This window comes from Roseovarius salincola (genome assembly GCF_026891095.1).
GTDB classification, from domain to species: Bacteria; Pseudomonadota; Alphaproteobacteria; order Rhodobacterales; family Rhodobacteraceae; genus Roseovarius; species Roseovarius salincola.
Map to the genome: position 1 here is coordinate 55,313 of NZ_JAPTNL010000012.1, position 22,441 is coordinate 77,753.

The window sequence follows — 22,441 nt, forward strand, 5'->3', positions numbered from 1 at the left end:
GCGGATGACCTTCTCACACTCGCACCTGCTGGGAATCGAACCCCTTGCCCCCACCGAGATCACGACGATTCTGGACCTCGCCGAGCAATATGTCGCCCTTAACCGGCGCGAAATGAAACATGCCGACGCCCTGGCGGGCCTTACCCAGATCAACATGTTCTTCGAGAATTCGACCCGCACCCAGGCCAGTTTCGAACTGGCGGGCAAGCGGCTTGGCGCCGATGTGATGAACATGGCGATGCAGGCCAGTTCGATCAGGAAGGGCGAAACCCTGATCGACACGGCGATGACGCTCAACGCCATGCACCCCGACCTTCTGGTCGTGCGCCACCCGCATTCCGGCGCGGTCGACCTCTTGTCGCAAAAGGTGAAATGCGCGGTTCTCAATGCCGGGGACGGGCGCCACGAACACCCTACCCAGGCGCTGCTGGACGCGCTGACGATCCGGCGCGCCAAGGGGCGGCTGCATCGGCTCAATATCGCGATCTGCGGCGATATCGCCCACAGCCGGGTGGCGCGCTCGAATATCCTTCTGCTGGGCAAGATGGAAAACCGCGTGCGCCTGATCGGCCCGCCGACCCTGATGCCCGCAGGGATCGCCGATTTCGGGGTCGAGGTTTTCGACGACATGAAGGAAGGCCTGCGCGATGTCGACGTGGTGATGATGCTGCGCCTTCAGCGCGAGCGCATGGATGGCGGCTTCATCCCTTCCGAGCGCGAATATTACTTCCGCTACGGGCTCGACGCCGAAAAGCTCTCATATGCAAAACCTGACGCCATCGTCATGCATCCGGGGCCGATGAATCGCGGGGTCGAGATCGACGGCGAGATCGCCGACGACATCAATCGCAGCGTGATCCAGGAACAGGTGGAAATGGGCGTCGCCGTGCGCATGGCCGCGATGGACCTGCTGGCACGAAACCTGCGCGCCCGCCCGCGCGAGGTGCTCGCATGACCGACAAGATCGAGATCAAGCCGACAGAACATGGCGTCGTGCGGGTCTTCGTCGTCGATCTGCCCGAGGATGAGATCGCGGCCTTCAATCGCCACAATGGCAGCTGGCCCCTGAAGCGCGCGCTTGGGGCCGAGACGCTGGACAGCGCCCAGGTCGAACTCTTTGCGGTGTCGGACCTGGAGGAACTGGGCCTTGTGCATTACCTCGAAGAGGGCCACGGCGTGGCCAAGGAAACGCTCAGCGATCTGCGCGGGCGGCTCGATGCGCTGACGGGGCATGTCCTGGTCATTCCGTCGCGCGCCTTTGGAGGGCAGGGCCAGACTCTGACGCCGCGGCATCCCTTGCGCCTTGTCGCAACGCTTGACGAGCGCGCCGAACCCGTCAGCTTCGCGCCGTTGCCATCCGAGGGAGCAAAGGGCAACACCGGGGGCAAACCCGCCCCGAGCAATGCCGCCATGTCAGGGCGCATCGCCGGCATCGCGCTTCTGGTGCTGTTCCTGCTGGTGGCCATCATGATCTGGATAGCGGCATGAGCGACGGGCTGATTCATTCCATGACCCCCACGACCCGGCTGGCGCCGGGCGAACAGGTGATCCATGCCTTTCACCCTGACAAGGGCGCCTATTGGCGCGACCATGCCTGGATCGCTGCCGTGGCGATGGCGGGGGGCATGGTGATTCTCTGGGCCATCGGCAACCCGCATGTCTGGACCGGGGCCATCGGCGGGTTGGCGGCTGTGGCGGTGCGCGGCTTCTATGTGGCCTCCGACGAGATGCAGGCCCGTTGGGACCTCACCGACCGCCGCCTTCTGGGGCCGCAGGGCCGCGCCGTGCCGCTGAGCGAGATCGCCACGATCCGCACCCTTGGCAGCGCGGTGCAGCTGGTTACGCGGGGCGGCGACAAGCACCTTCTGAAATACCAGGCCGACCGCAACGCCACCCGTGCCCGGATCGAGACCGCGATGACCGGAGCCAACGCATGACAAGCACGCTTTTCACCAATGCCCGCCTGATCGACCCGGAACAGGGCACCGATGCGCCCGGCTGGCTGCTGATCGAGCAGGGCGCGATCAAGGCCGTCGGGTCCGGGCGCGATGCGCCAACGGCGGACGAGGTGGTGGATTGCGCCGGGCACTGCCTGGCGCCGGGGATCGTCGATATCGGCGTCAAGGTCTGCGAACCGGGCGAGCGGCACAAGGAATCCTATCGCTCCGCCGGGCTGGCGGCGGCGGCCGGGGGCGTGACCACGATGGTCACACGGCCCGACACCCAGCCTTCCATCGACAGCCCCGAGGCGCTGGAATTCGTCGCGCGGCGCGCCAATGCCGCCGGGCCGGTTCATGTGCTGCCGATGGCGGCGCTGACCAAGGGCCGCGAGGGGCGCGAGATGACCGAGATCGGCTTCCTGATGGATGCCGGGGCCGTGGCCTTCACCGATTGCGACCATGTTGTCACCAACACCAAGGTCCTGTCGCGCGCGATGACCTATGCGCGTGCGCTTGGCGCGTTGATCATCGCCCATCCGCAGGAACCGGGGCTGAGCGCGGGGGCGTCGGCCACCAGTGGCAAGTTCGCGTCGCTGCGCGGCTTGCCCGCCGTTTCGCCGATGGCCGAGCGCATGGGGCTTGATCGCGACATCGCGCTTCTGGAAATGACCGGCGCGCGCTATCACGCCGACCAGATCACCACCGCCCGCGCCTTGCCCGCGCTCGAACGCGCCAGGCGCAACGGGCTCGACATCACCGCGGGCACCTCGATCCATCACCTGACGCTAAATGAAATGGACGTGGCCGACTATCGCACCTTCTTCAAGGTCAAGCCGCCGCTGCGTTCCGAATCCGACCGGCAGGCGGTGATCGAGGCGGTTCGCAGCGGGCTGATCGATGTGATTTCCTCGATGCACACGCCGCAGGACGAGGAATCCAAGCGCCTGCCCTTCGAAGAAGCCGCCAGCGGCGCGGTGGCGCTGGAAACGCTGCTGCCCGCCGCGCTGCGGCTCTATCATTCGGGCGATCTGGACCTGCCGGCGCTGTTCCGGGCGATGGCGCTCAACCCGGCGAAGCGGCTGGGGCTTGCTTCGGGGCGGATCGCGGCGGGCGCGCCCGCCGATCTGGTGCTGTTCGACCCCGACAAGCCTTTCGTGATGGATCGCACCACGCTCCGGTCGAAATCCAAGAACACCCCGTTTGACGGTCAGCGCCTTCAGGGTAAGGTGCGCGCGACCTATGTTGCCGGACGACCTGTTTTCGAGGCCCCCTGATGCCCCCCATCGAGACCACCGCGACGCTTTTGATCCTCTGGGCCGTTCTTGGCTACCTGCTGGGGTCGGTGCCGTTCGGGATGGTGCTGGCGCGGGTGATGAATCTGGGCAACCTGCGCGAGATCGGCTCGGGCAATATCGGTGCGACCAACGTGCTGCGCACCGGCAGCAAGAAGGCCGCGGCGGCGACGCTGCTGCTGGATGGCGGCAAGGGCGCGGCGGTGGCGCTGCTGGCGCGCCAGATCACCGGCGAGGACGCCGCGCAGATCGCCGGGCTCATGGCATTCCTGGGCCATTGCTATCCGGTCTGGCTGGGCTTCAGGGGTGGCAAGGGCGTCGCGACCTTCCTCGGGCTGCTGCTGGCGCTGTCCTGGCCGGTCGGGGTGGCGTGCTGCCTGACCTGGCTTGCCGCCGCGCTCTGGAAGCGGATGTCGTCCTTCGCCGCGATCACCGCCGCGGCGATGTCGACGATCTGGATCGTGCTGCTGGGGCAGACGCAGATTTTCCTGCTGGGGGTGATCCTGACGTTGCTCGTCTATTGGCGCCACCGCAGCAACATCGCCCGCATCCGCGCGGGCACCGAGCCGAAGATCGGCCAGAAGTGACTCCTGTGCGCCGGGCAGGATACCGAAACCATACCGACGCGATACCGACGTAAAGCCGCCGCGATGCCGAAGCGGTTTTTACAGTGTTTTCAAATCAGTAGGAATATTCGGAATAAATCCGGCTTAGATCGCCCTGCCAATCGCCATGGTAATGCGCCAACAGCTCGTCGGCGGGTGCCTGCCCGCTTTCGACGCTTTCCTTCAGCGTATTGAGGAAATGGGTCTCGTCCGGGATCATCCCGTCCGCCCCGCTGCACCCCCGCGCCTTCAGCCCGGCCTCCGACAGCGCCAGCACCTCGCGCGCCAGCTCATGCATGTCGATGCCGTTGACCCTGGCCTGCAAGGCATCCTTGCCCGCCGCCACCCGCAGCGCATCGCGGGTTTCGGCATCCCAGTGCTTGACCAGGTCCCAGGCCGCATCGAGCGCGGACTGGTCATACATCAGCCCCACCCAGAACGCGGGCAGCGCGCAGAGCCGCCGCCATGGCCCGCCATCGGCGCCACGCATCTCGATGAATTTCTTGATCCGAGCTTCCGGGAAGATGGTGGTCAGGTGGTCGGCCCAGTCCGACAGGGTCGGTTTTTCCCCCGGCAACGCGGGCAGCTTGCCCTTCAGGAAGTCGCGGAAGGATTGTCCGAGCGCGTCGATATAGACCCCGTCGCGATAGACGAAATACATCGGCACATCGAGCGCGTATTCGACCCAGGCCTCGAATCCGAAGCCCTCGTCGAAGACGAAGGGCAACATGCCGGTGCGGTCGGGGTCCAGATCGCGCCAGACCCGCGCGCGCCATGACTTGAAGCCGGTCGGCTTGCCCTCGAAAAAGGGTGAATTGGCGAACAGCGCGGTGGCCACCGGCTGCAACGCCAGTGCCACGCGCATTTTCTGAACCATGTCCGCTTCCGAGCCGAAATCCAGGTTCACCTGCACAGTGCAGGTGCGATACATCATGGATTTGCCCATGGTGCCGACGCGATCCATGTAATCGGTCATCAGCTTGTAGCGGCCCTTGGGCATGCGGGGCATCGCCTCGTGTTCCCAGACCGGCGCCGCACCCAGCCCGATAAAGCCGACGCCGACCTTGTCGGCAATATCCTTCACGTCGCGCAGATGGGCGTTCACCTCGTCGCAGGTCTCGTGGATCGACTCGAGAGGCGCGCCGCTCAGTTCCAGTTGCCCGCCCGGTTCAAGGCTGACATTGGCACCCTCCTTGGTGAGGCCGATCAGCTTGCCCGCCTCTTCCAGCGGCGCCCAGCCATGCCGGTCGCGCAGGCCCTCCAGTACAGCAAGAACGCTGCGCTCGCCCTCGTAGGGGATGGGTTTGAGCGTGTCCTTGCAATAGCCGAATTTCTCGTGCTCGGTGCCGATGCGCCAGTCCTCGGGCGGTTTGCAGCCGCTTTCGAGGTATTCCGCGAGCTGTTCATGCCGCTCGATGGGCCCGCCGCCTGATTGGGGTATGGACATGAACGTTCTCCTGCCTTGCGCGCGTCAATGGCTGCCACAAGTGGCCCTATTTCACCGGGGTGTCAATGCGGGCCGGCTGTCCGTTTTGTGCCAGATCACGACAGGGTCATCGCCTGGGCGGCGCATCAGCGCCAGCATCCGTTCGGTGCGGATTCCGGGCAGCGTCGCGAAGGCGTCGAACAGATCGTCCGCGCCCCGTGCGCTGAGCGGGATCGCCAGATCGGCCTGCCCGGGCTGGCTGATCGTCCAGTGCGGCGGCCTGCCGGTCGGGTCGAGGCAGATCCGGGTGATTTCGCCAAGCGCCACCGCGCCGCCGGTCAACGGCCCGAAATAGACGATCCGACCTTCATCCACGCTGACCACGCCCGGCCCGTCGCGATCACCGCGAAAACGCCCGCGTTGAATGCCACTGACGATCAGCACGGCGGCGATCGCGCAGACGGCATAGCCCAGCCAATGCAACAGCCCCGTCGTGCCCAGCATCCACCAGAGGCCAAGGCAGAGTACGCCGATCCCGGTGATGACCTCGCGCCAGCGCCGGATCGCGGCGATGGCCTCGGGGCGAACGAAACTCATGTCCAGTCTCCAAGCGCCAACTGCCAAAGTGTCATCGCGGCGACGGCGGCGGTATCGGCGCGCAGGATACGCGGGCCGAGGCTGACGGGATGGGCGAAGGGCAGGGCATTGAGCCGGTCGCGCTCAGAGGGTGAAAAGCCGCCCTCCGGCCCGATCAGGATCGCCCATTTGTCACCTGTCGTATCGCTGAGCGATGCGGCTGTCCCGGCCAGCGCCTCATCGCAGAACATCAGCTGCCTGTCATCGGGCCAGTCCGACAACAGGCGATCCAACTTTTGCAGGTTGCAGACCTCGGGCACATAGGTGCCGCCGCATTGTTCGGCGGCTTCGACGGCATGGGCCTGAAGGCGATCCCGCCGGATACGTTCGGAATTGGTGAAATCCGCCTGAACGGGCAGGATCCGCGCCGCGCCCATCTCGGCGGCCTTTTCGACGATGAAATCGGTGCGGGCCTTCTTGATTGGCGAGAACAGCAGCCAGAGATCCGGCGGCATCCGCTGCGGCCCCGATTGCGAAACGCACGCCAGCGAACCTGCGCGTTTGCCCGCCTCGGCTACGGTGGCAAGCCATTCGCCATCGCGCCCGTTGAACAGCAGCACCGCATCGCCTGCACCGCGCCGCATCACCCCGAAGAGATAATGCGCCTGGTCGCGATCCAGAGGAACCGTTTGCCCTTCCCCCAAGGGGTGATCTACAAAAAGCCTGATCTTCACATCCGTCATGAGGGCACCATATGACCGGCAAGAACCAGACGCCAGAGGCCTCGGCTCCGGTGGCCGACGCGGTCACCGGCAATTGGGTGGACCGTCTGGCGCCGCCGCGCTCAAGGCCCTATCTGCGGCTGGCGCGGGCCGACCGGCCGATCGGCACATGGCTGCTGTTGCTGCCCTGCTGGTGGGGGCTTTTGCTGGGGATGCTGCATGACGGGCGCGCCGGCTGGCACGATCTGTGGATATTCGCGGGCTGCGGCATCGGCGCGTGGCTGATGCGCGGGGCCGGGTGTACCTGGAACGACATCACCGACCGCCATATCGACGGCAGTGTGGCGCGCACCGCGCAAAGGCCGATTCCGTCGGGGCAGGTGAGCGTGAAACAGGCGCTGGCCTGGCTGGTGGCGCAGGCGCTGGTGGCGCTGTGCATCCTGTTGACCTTCAACGTGGCGGCGATCGCGCTAGGGGTGCTGGCGCTGGTGCCGGTGGCGATCTATCCCTTTGCCAAGCGGTTCACCTGGTGGCCGCAGGTCTTCCTTGGTCTGGCATTCAACTGGGGCGCGCTTCTGGCCTGGACGGCGCATACCGGGCGGCTGGAATGGCCGGCGGTGATTCTGTACCTCGGGGGGATCGCATGGACGCTCTTCTACGACACGATCTATGCCCATCAGGACAAGGAGGACGACGCGCTGATCGGGGTGAAATCCACCGCGCGGCTGTTTGGCGCACGCACCCCGAAATGGCTGTTGGTGTTCCTGATCCTGAGCGTCGCCCTGCAATCGCTTGCGGTGATCATGGCGGCGGTGGGGGACAGCTCCCCGGCGCTCCTGATGGCGTTGCTCGGTCCCTGGGCCATGGGCTGGCACATGCAGTGGCAGATGCGCAGGCTGGACCTGGACGACAACGACCGGTTGCTGATGCTGTTTCGCTCGAACCGCGATGCGGGTCTTCTGCCCTTGCCGTTTTTCGCCGTCGCGCTGGTGCTGTGATTGCACTCGTTGCCGGCAGGGCCTAAACACGGGCGAGACAACAACTTGCGGGCTCCGAACAGCATGCGCCTGTCTTCGATCTTCACCATCGCCGCGACATTCCTGGCCGCAGCCGTGTTCTGCCTACTGATTGCGCGTCTCGCCGTGACCGTGATCGAGGACAGTTCGCGCGCCTCGGTGCGCCAGGAACTGGATATGAACGGCATGACCTGGACCCAGGTCGATGCCGACGGGCTGCAGATTTTCCTGGGCGGCACCGCCCCCACCGAGGCGATGCGCTTCAAGGCGCTGTCGCTGGCCGGGCGAATGGTGGACGCGGCGCGGGTCATGGACCAGATGCTGGTCGAGGACACCAAGGGCATCGCCCCGCCACGATTCTCGATCGAGATCCTGCGCAATGACAGCGGCACGTCGCTGATCGGGCTGGTGCCGGCCTCGAGCGACCGTGACGCGCTGATAGAGGATATCGCCGACGCCACCGGCGACGGCGAGGCGACGGATCTTCTGGAATCAGCGGATTACCCCCATTCCGAGAGCTGGGATGCGGCACTGGATTTTGCGGTGAAGTCGCTTGAATTGCTTCCGCGGGCCAAGATCTCGGTCGATGCGGAGAGCGTCCTGATCAAGGCGATGGTGGACAGCCCCGAGGCGAAACGGCGGCTTGAGGTCGAACTGGCGCGCAACGCGCCCGAGGATTTGCGCCTGACGCTGGATATATCGGCGCCGCGACCGGTGGTCACGCCCTTCACGCTGCGCTTCCTGATCGAGGATGGCGAAGCCCGGTTCGATGCCTGTTCAGCCGATACCGAAGCGGCGCGCGAACGAATCCTGAGCGCCGCCGGCCGCGCGGGCCTCAGCCGCAAGGCCGATTGCACGCTTGCCCTTGGCGTGCCCTCTCCCAGATGGGGCGCAGCGGCCGAGATGGCAATCGACGCGCTGGCCGAACTGGGCGGCGGGAGCCTCACCTTTTCGGATGCGGATATTTCGATGGTTGCCCTCGAAGGCACATCGGAGAGCACCTTTGACGATGTGATCGGGCGGCTTGAAACGTCGCTGCCCGATGTCTTCGCGCTGCACGCGGTACTGCCCCGGCCCGAGGATGCCAGCGCCCCCGTCGCGCCGGAATTCGTGGCGACGCTTTCGCCCGAGGGGCAGGTGCAGATCCGCGGTCGCGTCAGCAGCAAGCTGGCGCGTGAGACTGTGGACAGTTTCGCCAAGGCGCGGTTCTCGTCCGAGTCGGTCCGCACCACGGCGCGGGTCTCGGATGGGTTGCCGAAGGACTGGTCGCTGCGCACGCTGACCGGGCTCGAGGCGCTGAGTCATGTCTCGAACGGGGTGGTGACCGTCACCCCCGACACCCTGACGCTGATCGGCAATACCGGCCAGCAGGATGCGTCCGCGCGGGTGTCACGATTCCTTTCAGAGAAGCTGGGCGAGGGGGCCAAGTTCTCGATCAAGGTGACCTATAGCGAGGCGCTCGACCCCCTCGCCAACATCCCGACACCAGAAGAATGCGAGGCCCGGATCGCCACGATTCAATCCGAGCGCAAGATCAACTTCGAGCCGGGGTCGTCGACCATCGAAGGCAGCGGCGCCGCGATCCTCGACGATATCGCCGAAGTGCTGAGCGAGTGCGGTGACGTACGCATGGAAATCGGTGGCCATACCGACAGCCAGGGCCGCGAGGTCATGAACGAACGCCTTAGCCAGGACCGCGCCGAGGCGGTTCTCGACGCATTGCGCGAACGGCGCATCCTGACCTCGGCCTTCACCGCCAAGGGTTACGGCGAAAGCGAACCGATCGCCGACAACGACACCGAAGCGGGCCGCGAAGCGAACCGCCGGATCGAATTCCGGCTGATCCGCCCCGAGCCTGCGGAAGAAGACCCGACAAGCCTTGAAAGCTCCGAAGAACCGGGCGATGAAGACAACCACGCCGAGGAACCATCGCAGGAAGACAAGCCCGATGAACAGAACTGAGTTTATCATCGCCACGGCAATCATTCTTTTCGTGGCGTTTTGTCTCGGGTGGTTCGCCAACTGGCTGGTGCATCGCTTCATCCGGGTCAATCAGTCGGATGTCGGCGAGCTTGAGAAGATGGCGCAGGAGCTGCATGAGGCCGAGGAGACGCGTGATCAGGCGATCACCTATCTTCAGCAGCGCGAGGCCGAGCTGACCAACCAGCTTTCGCAGACCGAAGCCGAACTGGCCGCCACCATGGACGGTCTGCGCGAGGCCCGCCACGAGACCGAGGAACTTCGCGCATATCTGGAGCGCAGCAACGCCGGCTGAGCGCCGGCAATTGCGATGTCGTGAAGCCCGGCGCGCCCTTGTCGAAGGTGGCATGCCGTCATTCGGCCATCGGAGGCTCGTGCGGCCTGCGCCGCCCCTCGCGCCATGCCAGCAGCCCCGCACCAGTCAGGATGATCACGGCACCCAGCACCGAGACCGCATCGGGCAGCACCGAGAACACCGCCGCGTCGTAGATCGCGGCAAAGACCAGCGCGGCATAGAAGAAAGGTGCGACGAAACTGGCATCGGCACGTGCCATCGCGTTCACGAAACAGGCCTGCGCCGCTGCCATCAGCACGCCGATCCCGGCCAGCGCCAGCCATTGCCCCGCATTCGGCACGCGCCAGACAAACAGCGCCGCCAGCGTCGCGATCACGAGCCCGATCAGGTTGTTGATCAGCAGGATCTGCAGCGGCCCTTCGCGCCCCGAGAGGCGTTTGATGAAAATCAGCTCCGCTCCCAGACACAGTGCCGAGCCAAGCGCCAGCACCGCCCCGACCGCCAGCGCCCCACCGCCCGGTCTGGTCAGCACCGCCGCCCCGACCAGCGCGATGGCCGCCGCGCCCCAACGCACCGGCCCGACCTTTTCGCCCAGAAAGGGCACTGCCAGCAACATTCCGAAGACCGGGTTGAGAAAGCTGATCGCGGTCGCGTCCGAGAGCGGGATGTAGGCCGCGGCGGCGAACATCAGGGTGACGCCGCCCCAGCCGAAGGCCGACCGCCCCGCATGCAGCCCCAGATGCGGGCGAGTCACGCGTGGGCGCATCGCCGCCGTGACCGCGCCGATCGCCAGCAGAGCGAACAGGAATCGCCCTTGACTGATTTGCAGCGGATGCATCGCCGGTCCCAGAACCCCGGTGCCAAGGGCCTTGGCCAACAGGGTCGTCCCCGCCGCAAAGGCCGAGGCCGCCAGCGTCAGCAGCGCGGCAAGCGCGGGGTTCGGGGCGCGCGGGGTAAACATGTGAAAGCGGTAGGCGCAAAACACCACGCCGACAAGATGTTTGGCCGACGTGGAAGATTCCGCTTCACGTGGCGTCATGAACGGGCTAAAGCCACGCCATGATCAAACGCCTCGCATATCCCATGGCCCGACGCCGACGCAGCCACGCCTGACGTCCCGTTCGCTTGATCCCTGGCGCGCCAGCGCGCCGCATCCTCCCGAAAACATTGACTTGCCCGCGCCTCTAAGGCACTCAAAGGGCTTCTGAAACAAAGGTTACGCAGATGATCCCGTCCGTTCTTCCGACCTATAACCGGGCACCCCTGACCTTCGTGAAGGGCGAAGGCAGCTGGTTGATCGAGGCGGATGGGCGCCGATTTCTGGATATGGGCGCCGGGATCGCGGTGAACGCGCTTGGCCATGCCAATCCGGATCTGATCGCGGCGCTGAGCGAACAGGCAGGTCGGTTGTGGCACACGTCGAACCTATACCAGATCCCGCAACAGCAGGCGCTGGCGGACAAGCTGGTCGATGCTACCTTCGCCGACACGGTCTTCTTCACCAATTCGGGCACGGAATCCTGCGAACTGGCGATCAAGATGGCGCGCAAGCATTTCCACGCCAAGGGCCAGCCCGAGCGTATCGGCATCATCGCCTTCGAGGGATCCTTCCATGGCCGCTCGCATGCCGCCATCGCTGCCGCGGGCTCCGAAAAGATGACCAGCGGCTTTGGCCCGCGCCTGCCCGGCTTCAGCCATGTCGCCTGGGGCGATCATGACGGGCTTTACGCCGCCATCGACGACACCACCGCCGCCATCCTGATTGAACCTGTGCAGGGAGAAGGCGGCATCCGCCCGCTGCCCGACCAGTGCCTCAAGGGGCTCCGCGATCTCTGTGACGAAAAGGGCATCCTTCTGATCCTCGACGAGGTGCAATGCGGCATGGGGCGCACGGGGCGTCTCTTCGCGCATGAGTGGGCGGGCGTCGAGCCTGATATCATGATGGTCGCCAAGGGGATCGGCGGGGGCTTCCCGCTTGGCGCGGTGCTGGCGAGCGAAAGCGCCGCCAGCGGCATGACCGCGGGCACGCATGGCTCGACCTATGGCGGCAACCCGCTGGCCTGTGCCGTAGGTGCGCGCGTCATGGACATCATCGCCGACCCTGCCTTTCTGGAGGCGGTCAACGAAAAGGCCGGGCGCCTGCGCCAGGGCCTCGAAGGGCTTGTCGCCTCCCATCCCGAGGTATTCGAGGAGGTCCGCGGCAGCGGGCTCATGCTTGGGCTCAAATGCAAGGCGCCCAATGCGGATGTCGTCGCCGCCGCCTACGCCGAACTTCTCATCACCGTCCCGGCGGCTGATAACGTCATCCGCCTTCTGCCGCCGCTCAACCTGTCGGACGAGGATCTTTCCGAGGCGCTTGCCCGTCTTGACGCCACCGCGACCCGGGTGGAAACCAGTGCGGGGTCCTGATCCTTCACCTTTCCGGAAATACTCCGGGGGAGTCGCGCGGCACGCGCGGCGGGGGCAGCGCCCCCTTTCCCCTTCAGCCAAGGTCACCACGCCATGAAGCACTTTCTCGATATCCACAAGACAGACCCGGCCGAATTGCGGTCGATGATCGACAATGCCCGCGCCATGAAGGAGGCCCGCAAGGATCGCCCGCGCGGCACCGCGGATGAAGGCACACCGCTGGCGGGGCGCATGGTCGCGCTGATCTTCGAGAAGCCCTCGACCCGCACGCGGGTCAGCTTTGACGTGGGTGTGCGCCAGATGGGCGGGCAGACCATGGTGCTGTCGGGTGCCGACATGCAGCTTGGCCACGGCGAGACCATCGCCGACACCGCCCGCGTGCTGAGCCGCTATGTCGACCTGATCATGATCCGCACATTCGATGAATCCGTCCTCCTGGAAATGGCCGAATATGCCGATGTGCCGGTGATCAACGGGCTGACCGACCGCACCCATCCCTGCCAGATCATGGCCGATGTCCTGACCTACGAGGAACATCGCGGCCCGATCACGGGCAAGAAGGTGGTCTGGTCGGGGGATGGCAACAATGTCTGCGCCTCCTTCCTGCATGCCGCCGGGCAGTTCGGCTTCGACCTGACCTTCACCGGCCCGCCGCAGCTTGACCCCGAGGACGAATTCGTCGGGCTGGCGCGCAAGAGCGGCAGCACCATCCAGATCGAGCGCGATCCCGTCAAGGCGGTCACGGATGCCGATCTGGTGGTCACGGATACCTGGGTCAGCATGCATGACAGCCAGTCCACCAAAGAACGTCGCCACAACATGCTGCGCCCCTACCAGGTGAACGAGGCGCTGATGTCGCATGCGCGCCCCGATGCGCTCTTTATGCATTGCCTGCCCGCCCACCGCGAGGACGAGGCGACCAGCGCCGTCATGGACGGGCCGCATTCGGTGATCTGGGACGAAGCCGAAAATCGCCTGCATGCCCAGAAGGCGATCATGCGCTGGTGTCTCGGAGTCTGAGCCTTTAGCATCCGCCCGACACCGGCGAAGGTTGGGGGATGCATGGCACGCGCGCAGATCGGTCTTTACGGGCTTGGCACCATGGGCAGCGCCTTGGCGTTGAATCTGGCCGAACAGGGCATCGACCTGGCACTGGCCAATCGCGAGGCCGAAAGGTTCGACCCCTTCCTCGACGAGGCGGGCGCGCTGCGCAAACGGCTTCATGCGCATCCGAGTCTTGAGTCCTTCATCGGGGACCTCGCCGTCCCGCGCATCGTGCTGTTCATGATCCCCTCGGGGCCGCCCATGGACCAGATGATCGCCCGGATCGCGCCCTTGCTGGCACCGGGCGACATGATCATCGACGCGGGCAATGCCGATTTCCACGACACAAGGCGGCGCAGCCGGACGCTGGCGGCGGAGGGGATCGATTTCGTCGGCATGGGCGTTTCGGGTGGCGAGGCGGGCGCGCGCCATGGCCCGTCGATGATGGTCGGGGCCAGCGCGCAAAGCTGGGCGCGGCTGCAACCGATCCTCGAACGTATCGCGGCGCGCTATCAGGGCGATCCCTGCGTCGCGCATCTTGGTCCCGATGGGGCGGGGCATTTCGTCAAGACCGTGCATAACGGTATCGAATATGCCGATATGCAGATGATTGCCGAAATCTATGGTCTTCTGCGCTTCGGCACTGGCCGCAATCCGACCGACATCGGCGCGCTTTTCGGTGAATGGAACGGCGGCGCGCTGCAATCCTACCTGCTGGAAATCACCTCCTATATCCTGCAACGCAGCGACCCGGCCACGGGCCATCCGGTGGTGGATGTGATCAAGGACAGTGCCGGGCAGAAGGGCACGGGCCGCTGGACTGTGATCGAGGCGCTGCGCCTGGGGCAATCGGCCAGCGCCATCGAGGCGGCGGTCGGTGCGCGTAGCTGGTCATCGGAAAAGGACACGCGTCAGGCGGCCGAAGCGATCCTGGGCGGTGCCCGCTTGGCACTGGATCTGTCGCCCGAGGTTCTGGCGGATGCGCTCAAGGCGGCGCGCATCCTGGCCCATGCGCAGGGGTTCCGTCTTCTGTCGGCGGCGGCACTTGAATATGACTGGTCACTGGATCTGGCCCGGATCGCCGAAATCTGGCGCGCCGGCTGCATCATCCGCTCGGCGCTGCTGGATGATCTGGCCGCCGCGCTGCGCGCAAAAAGCGAAGGGGAGGCTCAAGGGCATCTGATCCTGGCGCCTGCGATCGCGCAGGAACTTGCGGCATCGGTTCCGGCCCTGCGCGAGGTGGTGGCGGCGGCGGTTCACGCCGGACACGCGCTGCCGTCGCTTTCAGCGGCGCTGGCATGGTATGACAGCATGCGACAGGGTTTCGGCACGGCCAATCTGATTCAGGCGCAGCGCGATGTCTTCGGGCGCCACGGCTTCGAGAGGCTGGGGCAGAAGGGGCGCTTTCACGGGCCATGGTGGGCATGAGGGCAGGGCGCTTCAGCGGATCACCGTGTTGAGGAACAGGAAGATCACGGCAGACATCGCCCCAGCGGCGGGCACCGTGACGACCCATGCCGCGACCACCGTCATGAAATGGCTGCGCCGCACCAGTTTGCGGCGTCGGCGTTCCTCGAACGGAATGCGCTTGGCGGTTTCACCATTGCCTGAATTGTTGCGCAGGCGCTTTTCCATATACCATTCGCGAAAGAACCCGACGCCGAACACGCCGCCCACTGCGATATGCGTCGAACTGACCGGAAGGCCCAGCCAGCTGGCAATGATCACCGTGATCGCGGCGCTCAGCGCGACGCAATAGGCGCGCATCGGGTTCAGCTTGGTGATCTGGCTGCCGACCATGCGGATCAGCTTGGGGCCGAACAGGAACAGCCCGAAGGAAATCCCGAACGCGCCGATCACCATGACCCACATCGGGATCGCGACCAGCCCTGAAACGGCGCCGAATTCATTGGCGTGAACGATGGCTGCCAGTGGTCCGACGGCATTGGCCACGTCATTCGCGCCATGTGCGAAGGACAGCAGCGCCGCGGACAGGACCAGCGGCAGGGCGAACAGAGATTTGAGCGAGCGGTTGCGGTTTTCCATCCCCGCCGCCTGTCGGCGGATCAGCGGGCGCGCAAAACCATAGGACATCGCGCCGAGCCCGAGCCCGATCAACAGCGCGGTGCCAAGATCGACCGACAAGACGCGAGACAATCCCTTGAGCGCGAGGTAAGTCGCAAAGGTGCCCGCCATGATCCCCACCAGCACCGGCACCCATCGCCGCGCCGCCGCGATCTTGTCATCACGATAGATGATCCGGTTCTTGATGAATGCCAGGAACCCCGCCGCGATGGCCCCGCCCAGCACCGGAGAAATGACCCAGCTGGCGGCAATCGCGCCCATCGTGGGCCAGCTCACCGCCATCAAGCCTGCCGCGGCAATCCCTGCGCCCATAACGCCCCCGACCACGGAATGCGTGGTCGAGACCGGGGCGCCTATGCGGGTCGCCAGGTTCACCCAGAGCGCGGCGGAAATCAGAGCCGCCATCATCGCCCAGGTGAAGGTTTGCGCCTCGGTGAAACCTGCCGGGTCGATGATCCCCTTCGAGATGGTCGAGACCACGTCGCCCCCGGCCAGCAGCGCGCCGGCGCTTTCGCAGATCGCGGCGATCACGATCGCACCGCTCATGGTCAGCGCGTTCGCGCCCACAGCCGGGCCCATGTTGTTGGCCACGTCGTTGGCGCCGATATTGAGCGCCATGTAGGCGCCGAACACGGCGGCGACCACGACGACGGTGTTGTTGGGGTAGGTTCCAAAGAAAAGCGCCGCGCCCAGACCGGCGATGACCATGAACACCAGCGCAATCCCCGGCGCGACAAGGGGGCGTGCAACATAGGATGTCGCATACTCGATCTGGGAAATGCGCCTCAGATCCTTGTCCAGTGTCTTCCACTGGTTGCTGTCGGGTGTGTCGGGCACGGCCCCTCCCGGGCGATAAGGTCGCTGACAGCGCTAGAGGTAGTGTCTGGTCAGATCAATGGCTGAAGGTCATGAAACCGTTACAAAACTGTTACATTTCCTGAAAAATCGCCTTCAGACCCGGTTCGTTTACCATCTCGGCGGCCTGGGCGGGGCTGACCCATTTGCGCTGGCGCTCGCGCGCCTCGGGGTAGATATCGGACAATTCGCTGACATCGAGGTAGAACACCTGCACCTCGACTGGCGCATCATAGCCCGTGTCGAGCCGTTTTTCATATGAGAAAGTGCCCACCGGCACAGGTGTCAGCATCGCCGTCTTGACGCCCGCTTCTTCCCAGGCTTCCTCGCGCGCGGCTTCGGCGGCGGATTTGTCATCCATCAGCCAACCCTTGGGCACGATCCAGCGGCCGCTGTCGCGGCTGGTGATCAGCAATACCTCGAGCCCGGTTTCACCCTGACGGCCGCAAAGGGCCGCGACCTGTACCTCGGGGGGGCGGCGCAGTAATGGTTGGACCATTTCGGTCCACGCTTTTTTTAATCCCTCAGTCATGGGGTTCTGTTAGCCTGCTCATGTTAATTTCTTGTTATCGCTCCAATATAGCGACACTTGCGCCGAAATTCAAATCACGGCTTGCGGCGGCGACTGGTGCGCAGCGTCGGGTCGGCCTCGGTGGGGTCCTCGGGCCAGGGATGCTTTGGGTAGCGCCCCCGCATGTCTTTGCGCACATCCGCGTAGCTGGTGGCCCAGAAACCGGGAATGTCGGTGGTGGTCTGCACCGGGCGACCCGCGGGCGACAGAAGCGTGACCCGCAGCGGGATCTTCCCCACCAAGGGGTGGGTGGTCTGGCCGAACATCTCTTGAAGGCGCAGGCTGATTTCCGGTGCCTCGCCGCTGTAATCTATCGGGATCCTGCGCCCGAGCGGTGTGATAAACTGTGCCGGGGCCTGCCTGTCGAGCCGCTGCATCTGGTTATGGATCAGCCGCGCGCGCAAAGCTTCGAGCATGTCGAACCGCTTCCAGTCCTGCGCGGTGCGGACCTTGGAAAGAAAGGGCAAAAGCCAGTCCTCAAGCTGCTCCAGAAGCGCCGCCTCGGTCATATCGGGCAGATCTTCGCCAGCGGCGCGCAGAAGTTCCACGCGCGCGGCGAAACGGCGCGCGGCATCCGACCAGTTCAGACCCAGTTCGCGCACCCCGTCCAGCATGGCGCGGGCCACGCTCGCGTCGGGGGCGTCTTTCCAGATGCGGTCATCCAGCACGAGCGCACCGAACCGTTCCTGCCGCCGCGCGGTCACGCGGCGTTCGCGCCTGTCCCAGAGGCAGACATCATGCCAGCCGATCTGATCGGCGAAAAGTCCGCGCAGCGCGGCCTCGTCGATGCGGATCGCCTGGCGAATGCGCGCCTCGCGCGGGTTGCCGTCAAGATCGGTGGCCACGATCAGCCGTGCGCCGGACATGTCGTCGCTATCCGGCATCACCGCGCCCTTGCCACCCGAAAGCACATAACGCGGCGCATCCCCTTTGCGGCGCAGGCCGATGCGGTCGGGATAGGCGAGGGCCGCCATCTCGGCATCGTCCAGCTTGGCCTGTTGCGCAGGCTTCACTTGACGTGCCAGCCGCTTGGCCTCGCTGCGGATGCGTTCAACCGCGCCGCGATTGACGCTGTGGGAATGGTGCGCCTGGAAATCACGCAGGTCGCGCAGCGCCGAGAGACGCAGCGACAGATCAACCGGCGCGCCCCGCGCGAGCGGATCGCGGTCCGACAGAAGGGCGGCAGGCAACGCGGCGCCGGACCCGGCCAGCGCCATCATATGCGCAAGCCTCGGGTGCAACGGCAAGGCCGCCAGCGCCTTGCCATGCGGCGTGATCCGGTCGTTGCCGTCAAGCGCCCCCAACATGCGCAGCAGTGCCTGCGCCTCGGCATAGACGCCGGGATTGGGCGGCGTCACGAAGGCCAGATCACCGGGCGCGGCGCCCCAGAGCGCCAGCTCGAGCGCCAGCCCGGAAAGATCCGCGGCCTCGATTTCGGCAGGGGGAAAGGCCGGGAGCGCGCCGTCCTCGCCCTTGGTCCAGAGGCGATAGCAGATACCCTCCGCCACGCGGCCCGCGCGGCCCGCGCGCTGTGTCGCCTCGGCGCGGGTGACGGGTTCGGTGACCAGCCGCGACATGCCGCTGCCCGGATCAAAGCGCGACCGCCGCGCCCGCCCGCCATCGACCACCACCCGGATATCGGCGATGGTGAGGGACGTTTCCGCAATGGCCGTGGACAGAACCACCTTGCGACCGCTTTGGGTCGGGGCGATTGCGGCGCGCTGCTTGCTGAACTCCATCGCGCCGAAAAGCGGGCGCAACTGGCAATCTTCCGGCAAGTGATCACGTAGCAGCGCCTCGACGCGGCGGATTTCGCCCTCGCCGGGAAGAAACACGAGGATCCCGCCGCAGGTGCCGGATGCGGCGTGCAGGACCAGATCGGCCAGCGCCTGCTCGAACCGGCGCGTGGCGGGAACGGGGCGATCGAGCCAGCGGATATCCACCGGATAGCTGCGCCCCTCCGAGGTGATGACCGGCGCGTCATCCATCAGCGCCGCCACCGGTGCGGCATCAAGTGTCGCCGACATCGCCAGCAGGATCAGGTCCTCACGAAGTGCACCGGCAACCTCGAGGCAGAGCGCCAGCCCCAGATCGGCATTGAGCGAGCGTTCGTGGAACTCGTCGAAGATCACCGCGCCGATGCCGCTGAGAGCCGGGTCGGATTGCAGCATCCGCGTCAGGATGCCTTCGGTCACCACTTCGATACGTGTGGTGCCGGATACCTTCGCCTCGCCGCGCACGCGATAGCCGACGGTCTGGCCGGGTGCCTCGCCCAGAGTCTGCGCCATGCGTTCGGCGGCGGCGCGCGCCGCAAGCCGGCGCGGCTCCAGCATCAGGATGCGCCCATCCGTCAGCCCGGCCTTGAGCATTTCAAGCGGAACCACGGTGGTCTTGCCCGCGCCGGGCGGTGCCTGAAGCACCGCGCGACCGCGGGTGCGTAGCGCGTCGAGCAGCGGTGAAATCGCATCAAGGATGGGCAGTTGCGTGGTCATGCCCGCCTTATCGGCCATGCGCCGGCATATTTCCATAGCCTGCCGGTGGCCGGTGGTCTGGACATTCGGGGGCGTGGCGCGTCATGTAGGCGCCCGGGACACATCAACAACGGGTCTGCTGCCGCCATGGATATCGACACAATCAGCGAACAGATCGTCGCCGGTGACCGCAGGGCGCTGTCGCGGGCGATCACCCTGATCGAAAGCTCACGCAAGGATCACCGCGAACAGGCGGCACTGTTGATGGAGCAGCTTAAGGGCGCGGACCGGCAGGCCATCCGGATCGGTATGTCTGGGACGCCGGGTGTCGGCAAATCCACCTTCATCGAAAGCTTCGGTACCATGCTGACGGCGCGGGGCCTTCGGGTGGCGGTTCTGGCGGTGGACCCGTCGAGCGCGCGCTCGGGCGGCTCGATCCTGGGCGACAAGACCCGGATGGAGCAACTGTCGCGCGATCCCAATGCCTTCATCCGGCCCTCGCCCGCGCAATCGCATCTTGGCGGCGTGGCGCGTCGCAGCCGCGAGGCCGTGGCGGTCTGCGAGGCGGCGGGCTTTGATGTCGTGCTGATCGAGACCGTTGGCGTCGGGCAGTCCGAAACCGTCGTCGCCGAGATGTCGGACCTGTTCATCCTGCTGCTGGCTCCGGCGGGGGGCGATGAGCTGCAGGGCGTCAAGCGCGGCATCATGGAGATCGCCGACATCATCCTCGTCAACAAGGCCGATGGCGATCTGAAGCCAGCGGCGACGCGCACTTGCACCGATTACGCCGGGGCGCTGCGCCTGTTGCGCAAACGGCCCCAGGACCCCGCCGGGTTTCCCAAGGCGATGATGGTCTCGGCCATGCATCAAGAGGGGCTGGAAAAGGCCTGGGAGGAAATGACTGCGCTGGTGGAATGGCGCCGCGAGAACGGGCATTTCGATGCGCGCCGCAAGGAGCAGGCGCGCTACTGGTTCGAGCAGGAAGTGCGCAACGGGCTTCTGGCGCGTCTTGAAACGCCGCAGGCCCGCGAGGCGATGCAGGACTACGCCGCGCGCGTCGCCGAAGGGGCGATTACCCCGACCGTCGCCGCGCAGGAAGTGCTGGACGGGCTCAAGGGCTGAGCCTCAACCCCGCGCGAAGCCGACGATCCCGTCCACGAGGCAATCGAGGCTGTCGGTCCAGCCGACACCATCAGGCAGCGCGCCGGTCAGAAAGGACAGCTCGGTGCAGGCGACCAGCAGGTGATCTGCGCCCGCATCGGCCAGTCGCTCTGCCTGTCGCGTGAGACGCGGCGCCAGCTTGTCGGGGTCATCTCCGGCCTTGACGGCGCGGATGATTGCCAGAAGCTCGCTGTCTTCGGGCAAGGAAACGGGCTCTAGCCCGCACGCATTGAAGGGCCGCACGAAAACCCCGGTCAGCCGCGTCGCGGGCGAGGCCAGAAGCCCCACCTTTTGCGCCCCCGCACCCGCCAGCGTCGAGGCGGTGAGGTCGAGCATGTTCAGGAATGGCAGGCTGGTCGCGCCCTGAAGCGCATCCGCATAGTGATGGGCGGTGTTGCAGGGCATCGCCAGCGCCTCGGCTCCGGCGCGCGCAAGATCGTCCGCCATGCGCGCCAGAACTGGCGCCGGGTCTTCGCCGGTACCGTCGATCAGGGCCTTGATGCGGCTTGGAACCTGCGGGTTCTGATGCACGATGAGCGGGATGTGATCGCCATCATCGCGTGCGGGTACGGCATCAAGCACCTTCTGCATCAGAAGAATGGTGGCCTCGGGCCCCATGCCACCCAGGATTCCAACAGTTCGCATGGTTCGCGCTCTCCCCTTTTGCCCATCGCGGCGCGGGTTCAGCCCCCGGCGCGCGCGGGCATATTGGCGCCTGCCGCCAGCTTGTCCAGCCGAATGTCGGCCGAACGCGCATGGCCTTCCATGCGCTCTTCGCGGCTGATGCGGGCGCTGATGCGTGCAAGATCGGGCAGGGCGCGGGGATCCACCTGCTGCCAGGTTACGGTCTTGAGGAACTTGTGCACGCTCAGTCCCCCAGTATAGCGCGCCGCGCCCGAGGTTGGCAGCACGTGATTCGGGCCGGCCGCCTTGTCGCCGAATGCCACGGTGGTTTCCTCGCCAAGGAAAAGCGAGCCATAGGCCCGGAGGCGCGCGCGCCACCAGGGCAGATCGCCGGCCTGCACATGCAGGTGCTCAGGCGCCTTCCGATCGGCGTATTCGGCCATCGCCTCGCGGTCGGGGCAAAGAACCACTTCGCCCAGATCATGCCATGCGGTCTCGGCCACGCTGCGGTTGGGTTCGGGAAGGGCCGCGATGACCGAAGGTATCCGCGCAATCACCGCCTCGGCCAGCGGCCTGTGCGTGGTGGCCAGCCAGACAGGGCTGGTTGCGCCATGCTCGGCCTGCCCGACAAGGTCGATGGCCACGGTCGCGGGGTCGGCGGTTTCGTCGGCCAGGATCAGGCTGTCGGTGGGGCCGGCGAACATGTCGATGCCGATGGGACCGAAAAGCTGCCGCTTGGCCTCGGCGACATAGGCGTTGCCGGGTCCCACCAGGATATCCGCGGGCGGTGCGCCGAACAGGCCGAATGCCATCGCCGCCACGCCCTGCACCCCACCAATGCACAGGATGCGCGAGGCCCCCGCCACCTGCATCGCATAGAGCATCGCTGCGGGAATGCCCGCTGCGCCGTTGGGCGGTGAACAGGCGGTGATGTCGGGCACGCCCGCTTCGCGCGCGGTGGCGACGGACATGAGCGCCGATGCGATATGCGTATAGCGTCCGCCCGGCACATAGCAGCCCGCTGCCGAAAGCGGGATCTGCCGCTGACCGGCGATCAGGCCGGGGCGCAGTTCGACCTCCATGTCCTGCGCGGTCGCGCGCTGCGCGGCGGCAAAGCGGCTGATGTTCTCGTGCGCCCAGTTGATGTCGTCCTTCAGGTCCTGGGGGACCTCTGCGACGGCCTGTGCGATCCGTTCGGGTGTTACGGTGATATCGCCGCTCCAGCCATCGAGGCTGCGCGCATATTCCAGCGCCACCTGCGCCCCGCCGGCCCTGAGCCGCGCCAGCATGATCTGAACCGTATCGGCGACATCGGCGATGGCTTCGGGCGGTTGGCCGGGTGCGGATTTGATGAATTCGAGGGACATGG

The 22,441-nt window shown here is 65.9% G+C and carries 21 protein-coding genes; 12 read left to right on the forward strand and 9 right to left on the reverse strand.

Annotated elements, in window-relative coordinates; all coding sequences use genetic code 11:
• Positions 1 to 4 precede the first annotated feature (4 nt).
• From N5A93_RS13350 to plsY, 5 genes are read left to right on the forward strand one after another with little or no spacing between them, the layout of a single operon-like run.
• On the forward strand, positions 5 to 955 hold the full coding sequence (locus N5A93_RS13350; protein WP_268955599.1) for an aspartate carbamoyltransferase catalytic subunit: 951 nt from the start codon (positions 5 to 7) through the stop codon (positions 953 to 955).
• Entirely contained in the window at positions 952 to 1,488 is a 537-nt protein-coding gene (locus N5A93_RS13355; protein WP_268955600.1) for a hypothetical protein, read from the forward strand. Before N5A93_RS13350 ends, N5A93_RS13355 begins: the two co-directional genes overlap by 4 nt.
• A gap of 20 nt (positions 1,489 to 1,508) precedes the next feature.
• Entirely contained in the window at positions 1,509 to 1,937 is a 429-nt protein-coding gene (locus N5A93_RS13360) for a hypothetical protein (protein ID WP_268955601.1), read from the forward strand.
• Positions 1,934 to 3,214 (forward strand): dihydroorotase, encoded by a 1,281-nt coding sequence (pyrC, locus tag N5A93_RS13365; protein WP_268955602.1) that lies wholly within the window; start codon positions 1,934 to 1,936, stop codon positions 3,212 to 3,214. Before N5A93_RS13360 ends, pyrC begins: the two co-directional genes overlap by 4 nt.
• The gene (gene plsY / locus N5A93_RS13370; protein ID WP_268955603.1) at positions 3,214 to 3,819 is read left to right on the forward strand and encodes a glycerol-3-phosphate 1-O-acyltransferase PlsY; all 606 of its coding nucleotides are present in this window, start codon (positions 3,214 to 3,216) and stop codon (positions 3,817 to 3,819) included. Before pyrC ends, plsY begins: the two co-directional genes overlap by 1 nt.
• Positions 3,820 to 3,913: 94 nt before the next feature.
• Here the strand turns inward: plsY and N5A93_RS13375 are convergent, their stop codons facing one another.
• The 3 genes from N5A93_RS13375 to N5A93_RS13385 are packed head-to-tail and all read right to left on the reverse strand — an operon-like array spanning position 3,914 to position 6,582.
• Positions 3,914 to 5,284: a glutamate--cysteine ligase gene (locus tag N5A93_RS13375; protein WP_268955604.1), complete on the reverse strand. Its 1,371-nt coding sequence runs from the start codon at positions 5,282 to 5,284 to the stop codon at positions 3,914 to 3,916.
• 51 nt (positions 5,285 to 5,335) lie between these two features.
• A complete protein-coding gene (locus N5A93_RS13380; protein ID WP_268955605.1) occupies positions 5,336 to 5,860 on the reverse strand; it encodes a hypothetical protein in 525 nt (174 codons plus the stop codon).
• The gene (locus tag N5A93_RS13385) at positions 5,857 to 6,582 is read right to left on the reverse strand and encodes a 16S rRNA (uracil(1498)-N(3))-methyltransferase (RefSeq protein ID WP_268955606.1); all 726 of its coding nucleotides are present in this window, start codon (positions 6,580 to 6,582) and stop codon (positions 5,857 to 5,859) included. Before N5A93_RS13385 ends, N5A93_RS13380 begins: the two co-directional genes overlap by 4 nt.
• Positions 6,583 to 6,593: 11 nt before the next feature.
• Between N5A93_RS13385 and ubiA the strand changes: the two genes are divergently transcribed.
• From ubiA to N5A93_RS13400, 3 genes are all read left to right on the forward strand, one after another.
• A complete protein-coding gene (ubiA, locus tag N5A93_RS13390) occupies positions 6,594 to 7,559 on the forward strand; it encodes a 4-hydroxybenzoate octaprenyltransferase (RefSeq protein WP_268955607.1) in 966 nt (321 codons plus the stop codon).
• 63 nt (positions 7,560 to 7,622) lie between these two features.
• Positions 7,623 to 9,539, forward strand: a complete 1,917-nt coding sequence (locus tag N5A93_RS13395) for an OmpA family protein (protein WP_268955608.1) — start codon at positions 7,623 to 7,625, stop codon at positions 9,537 to 9,539.
• On the forward strand, positions 9,526 to 9,852 hold the full coding sequence (locus N5A93_RS13400) for a hypothetical protein (RefSeq protein WP_268955609.1): 327 nt from the start codon (positions 9,526 to 9,528) through the stop codon (positions 9,850 to 9,852). The genes N5A93_RS13395 and N5A93_RS13400 overlap by 14 nt, the downstream gene beginning before the upstream one ends.
• A 58-nt stretch (positions 9,853 to 9,910) precedes the next feature.
• Here N5A93_RS13400 and N5A93_RS13405 read toward each other — a convergent pair whose 3' ends face one another.
• The gene (locus tag N5A93_RS13405; protein ID WP_268955610.1) at positions 9,911 to 10,813 is read right to left on the reverse strand and encodes a DMT family transporter; all 903 of its coding nucleotides are present in this window, start codon (positions 10,811 to 10,813) and stop codon (positions 9,911 to 9,913) included.
• A gap of 263 nt (positions 10,814 to 11,076) precedes the next feature.
• Here N5A93_RS13405 and N5A93_RS13410 point away from each other — a divergent pair, with 263 nt between their 5' ends.
• The 3 genes from N5A93_RS13410 to gnd all read left to right on the forward strand — a co-directional run bounded on the left by N5A93_RS13410 (position 11,077) and on the right by gnd (position 14,733).
• A complete protein-coding gene (locus N5A93_RS13410) occupies positions 11,077 to 12,261 on the forward strand; it encodes an aspartate aminotransferase family protein (RefSeq protein ID WP_268955611.1) in 1,185 nt (394 codons plus the stop codon).
• Between the two features lie 93 nt (positions 12,262 to 12,354).
• Complete coding sequence (gene argF / locus N5A93_RS13415) at positions 12,355 to 13,281, forward strand: ornithine carbamoyltransferase (RefSeq protein ID WP_268955612.1); 927 nt, start codon at positions 12,355 to 12,357, stop codon at positions 13,279 to 13,281.
• Positions 13,282 to 13,323: 42 nt separating this feature from the next.
• On the forward strand, positions 13,324 to 14,733 hold the full coding sequence (gene gnd / locus N5A93_RS13420; RefSeq protein ID WP_268955613.1) for an NADP-dependent phosphogluconate dehydrogenase: 1,410 nt from the start codon (positions 13,324 to 13,326) through the stop codon (positions 14,731 to 14,733).
• 12 nt (positions 14,734 to 14,745) lie between these two features.
• Here gnd and N5A93_RS13425 read toward each other — a convergent pair whose 3' ends face one another.
• The 3 genes from N5A93_RS13425 to hrpB form a co-directional block, all read right to left on the reverse strand.
• Positions 14,746 to 16,227, reverse strand: coding sequence for an inorganic phosphate transporter (locus N5A93_RS13425; RefSeq protein ID WP_268955614.1), 1,482 nt, complete (start codon positions 16,225 to 16,227; stop codon positions 14,746 to 14,748).
• 91 nt (positions 16,228 to 16,318) lie between these two features.
• Entirely contained in the window at positions 16,319 to 16,744 is a 426-nt protein-coding gene (locus N5A93_RS13430) for an NUDIX hydrolase (RefSeq protein ID WP_268955615.1), read from the reverse strand.
• A gap of 107 nt (positions 16,745 to 16,851) precedes the next feature.
• Entirely contained in the window at positions 16,852 to 19,326 is a 2,475-nt protein-coding gene (hrpB, locus tag N5A93_RS13435; RefSeq protein WP_268955616.1) for an ATP-dependent helicase HrpB, read from the reverse strand.
• A gap of 108 nt (positions 19,327 to 19,434) precedes the next feature.
• Here hrpB and meaB point away from each other — a divergent pair, with 108 nt between their 5' ends.
• Positions 19,435 to 20,409, forward strand: coding sequence for a methylmalonyl Co-A mutase-associated GTPase MeaB (gene meaB / locus N5A93_RS13440; protein ID WP_268955617.1), 975 nt, complete (start codon positions 19,435 to 19,437; stop codon positions 20,407 to 20,409).
• Between the two features lie 3 nt (positions 20,410 to 20,412).
• Here the strand turns inward: meaB and cuyB are convergent, their stop codons facing one another.
• Both cuyB and hisD read right to left on the reverse strand, forming a co-directional pair.
• On the reverse strand, positions 20,413 to 21,093 hold the full coding sequence (gene cuyB / locus N5A93_RS13445) for a cysteate racemase (RefSeq protein ID WP_268955618.1): 681 nt from the start codon (positions 21,091 to 21,093) through the stop codon (positions 20,413 to 20,415).
• A gap of 38 nt (positions 21,094 to 21,131) precedes the next feature.
• Complete coding sequence (gene hisD, locus N5A93_RS13450) at positions 21,132 to 22,439, reverse strand: histidinol dehydrogenase (protein ID WP_268955619.1); 1,308 nt, start codon at positions 22,437 to 22,439, stop codon at positions 21,132 to 21,134.
• Between the last annotated feature and the right edge of the window lie 2 nt (positions 22,440 to 22,441).

Bases quoted from the DNA above. Each gene is read 5' to 3' on its own strand.
- N5A93_RS13350 (WP_268955599.1), top strand. From the start codon at position 5: ATGACCTTCTCACACTCGCACCTGCTGGGAATCGAACCCCTTGCCCCC.
- N5A93_RS13355 (WP_268955600.1), top strand. From the start codon at position 952: ATGACCGACAAGATCGAGATCAAGCCGACAGAACATGGCGTCGTGCGG.
- N5A93_RS13360 (WP_268955601.1), top strand. From the start codon at position 1,509: ATGACCCCCACGACCCGGCTGGCGCCGGGCGAACAGGTGATCCATGCC.
- pyrC (WP_268955602.1), top strand. From the start codon at position 1,934: ATGACAAGCACGCTTTTCACCAATGCCCGCCTGATCGACCCGGAACAG.
- plsY (WP_268955603.1), top strand. From the start codon at position 3,214: ATGCCCCCCATCGAGACCACCGCGACGCTTTTGATCCTCTGGGCCGTT.
- N5A93_RS13375 (WP_268955604.1), bottom strand. From the start codon at position 5,284: ATGTCCATACCCCAATCAGGCGGCGGGCCCATCGAGCGGCATGAACAG.
- N5A93_RS13380 (WP_268955605.1), bottom strand. From the start codon at position 5,860: ATGAGTTTCGTTCGCCCCGAGGCCATCGCCGCGATCCGGCGCTGGCGC.
- N5A93_RS13385 (WP_268955606.1), bottom strand. From the start codon at position 6,582: ATGACGGATGTGAAGATCAGGCTTTTTGTAGATCACCCCTTGGGGGAA.
- ubiA (WP_268955607.1), top strand. From the start codon at position 6,594: ATGACCGGCAAGAACCAGACGCCAGAGGCCTCGGCTCCGGTGGCCGAC.
- N5A93_RS13395 (WP_268955608.1), top strand. From the start codon at position 7,623: ATGCGCCTGTCTTCGATCTTCACCATCGCCGCGACATTCCTGGCCGCA.
- N5A93_RS13400 (WP_268955609.1), top strand. From the start codon at position 9,526: ATGAACAGAACTGAGTTTATCATCGCCACGGCAATCATTCTTTTCGTG.
- N5A93_RS13405 (WP_268955610.1), bottom strand. From the start codon at position 10,813: ATGTTTACCCCGCGCGCCCCGAACCCCGCGCTTGCCGCGCTGCTGACG.
- N5A93_RS13410 (WP_268955611.1), top strand. From the start codon at position 11,077: ATGATCCCGTCCGTTCTTCCGACCTATAACCGGGCACCCCTGACCTTC.
- argF (WP_268955612.1), top strand. From the start codon at position 12,355: ATGAAGCACTTTCTCGATATCCACAAGACAGACCCGGCCGAATTGCGG.
- gnd (WP_268955613.1), top strand. From the start codon at position 13,324: ATGGCACGCGCGCAGATCGGTCTTTACGGGCTTGGCACCATGGGCAGC.
- N5A93_RS13430 (WP_268955615.1), bottom strand. From the start codon at position 16,744: ATGGTCCAACCATTACTGCGCCGCCCCCCCGAGGTACAGGTCGCGGCC.
- hrpB (WP_268955616.1), bottom strand. From the start codon at position 19,326: ATGGCCGATAAGGCGGGCATGACCACGCAACTGCCCATCCTTGATGCG.
- meaB (WP_268955617.1), top strand. From the start codon at position 19,435: ATGGATATCGACACAATCAGCGAACAGATCGTCGCCGGTGACCGCAGG.
- cuyB (WP_268955618.1), bottom strand. From the start codon at position 21,093: ATGCGAACTGTTGGAATCCTGGGTGGCATGGGGCCCGAGGCCACCATT.
- hisD (WP_268955619.1), bottom strand. From the start codon at position 22,439: ATGTCCCTCGAATTCATCAAATCCGCACCCGGCCAACCGCCCGAAGCC.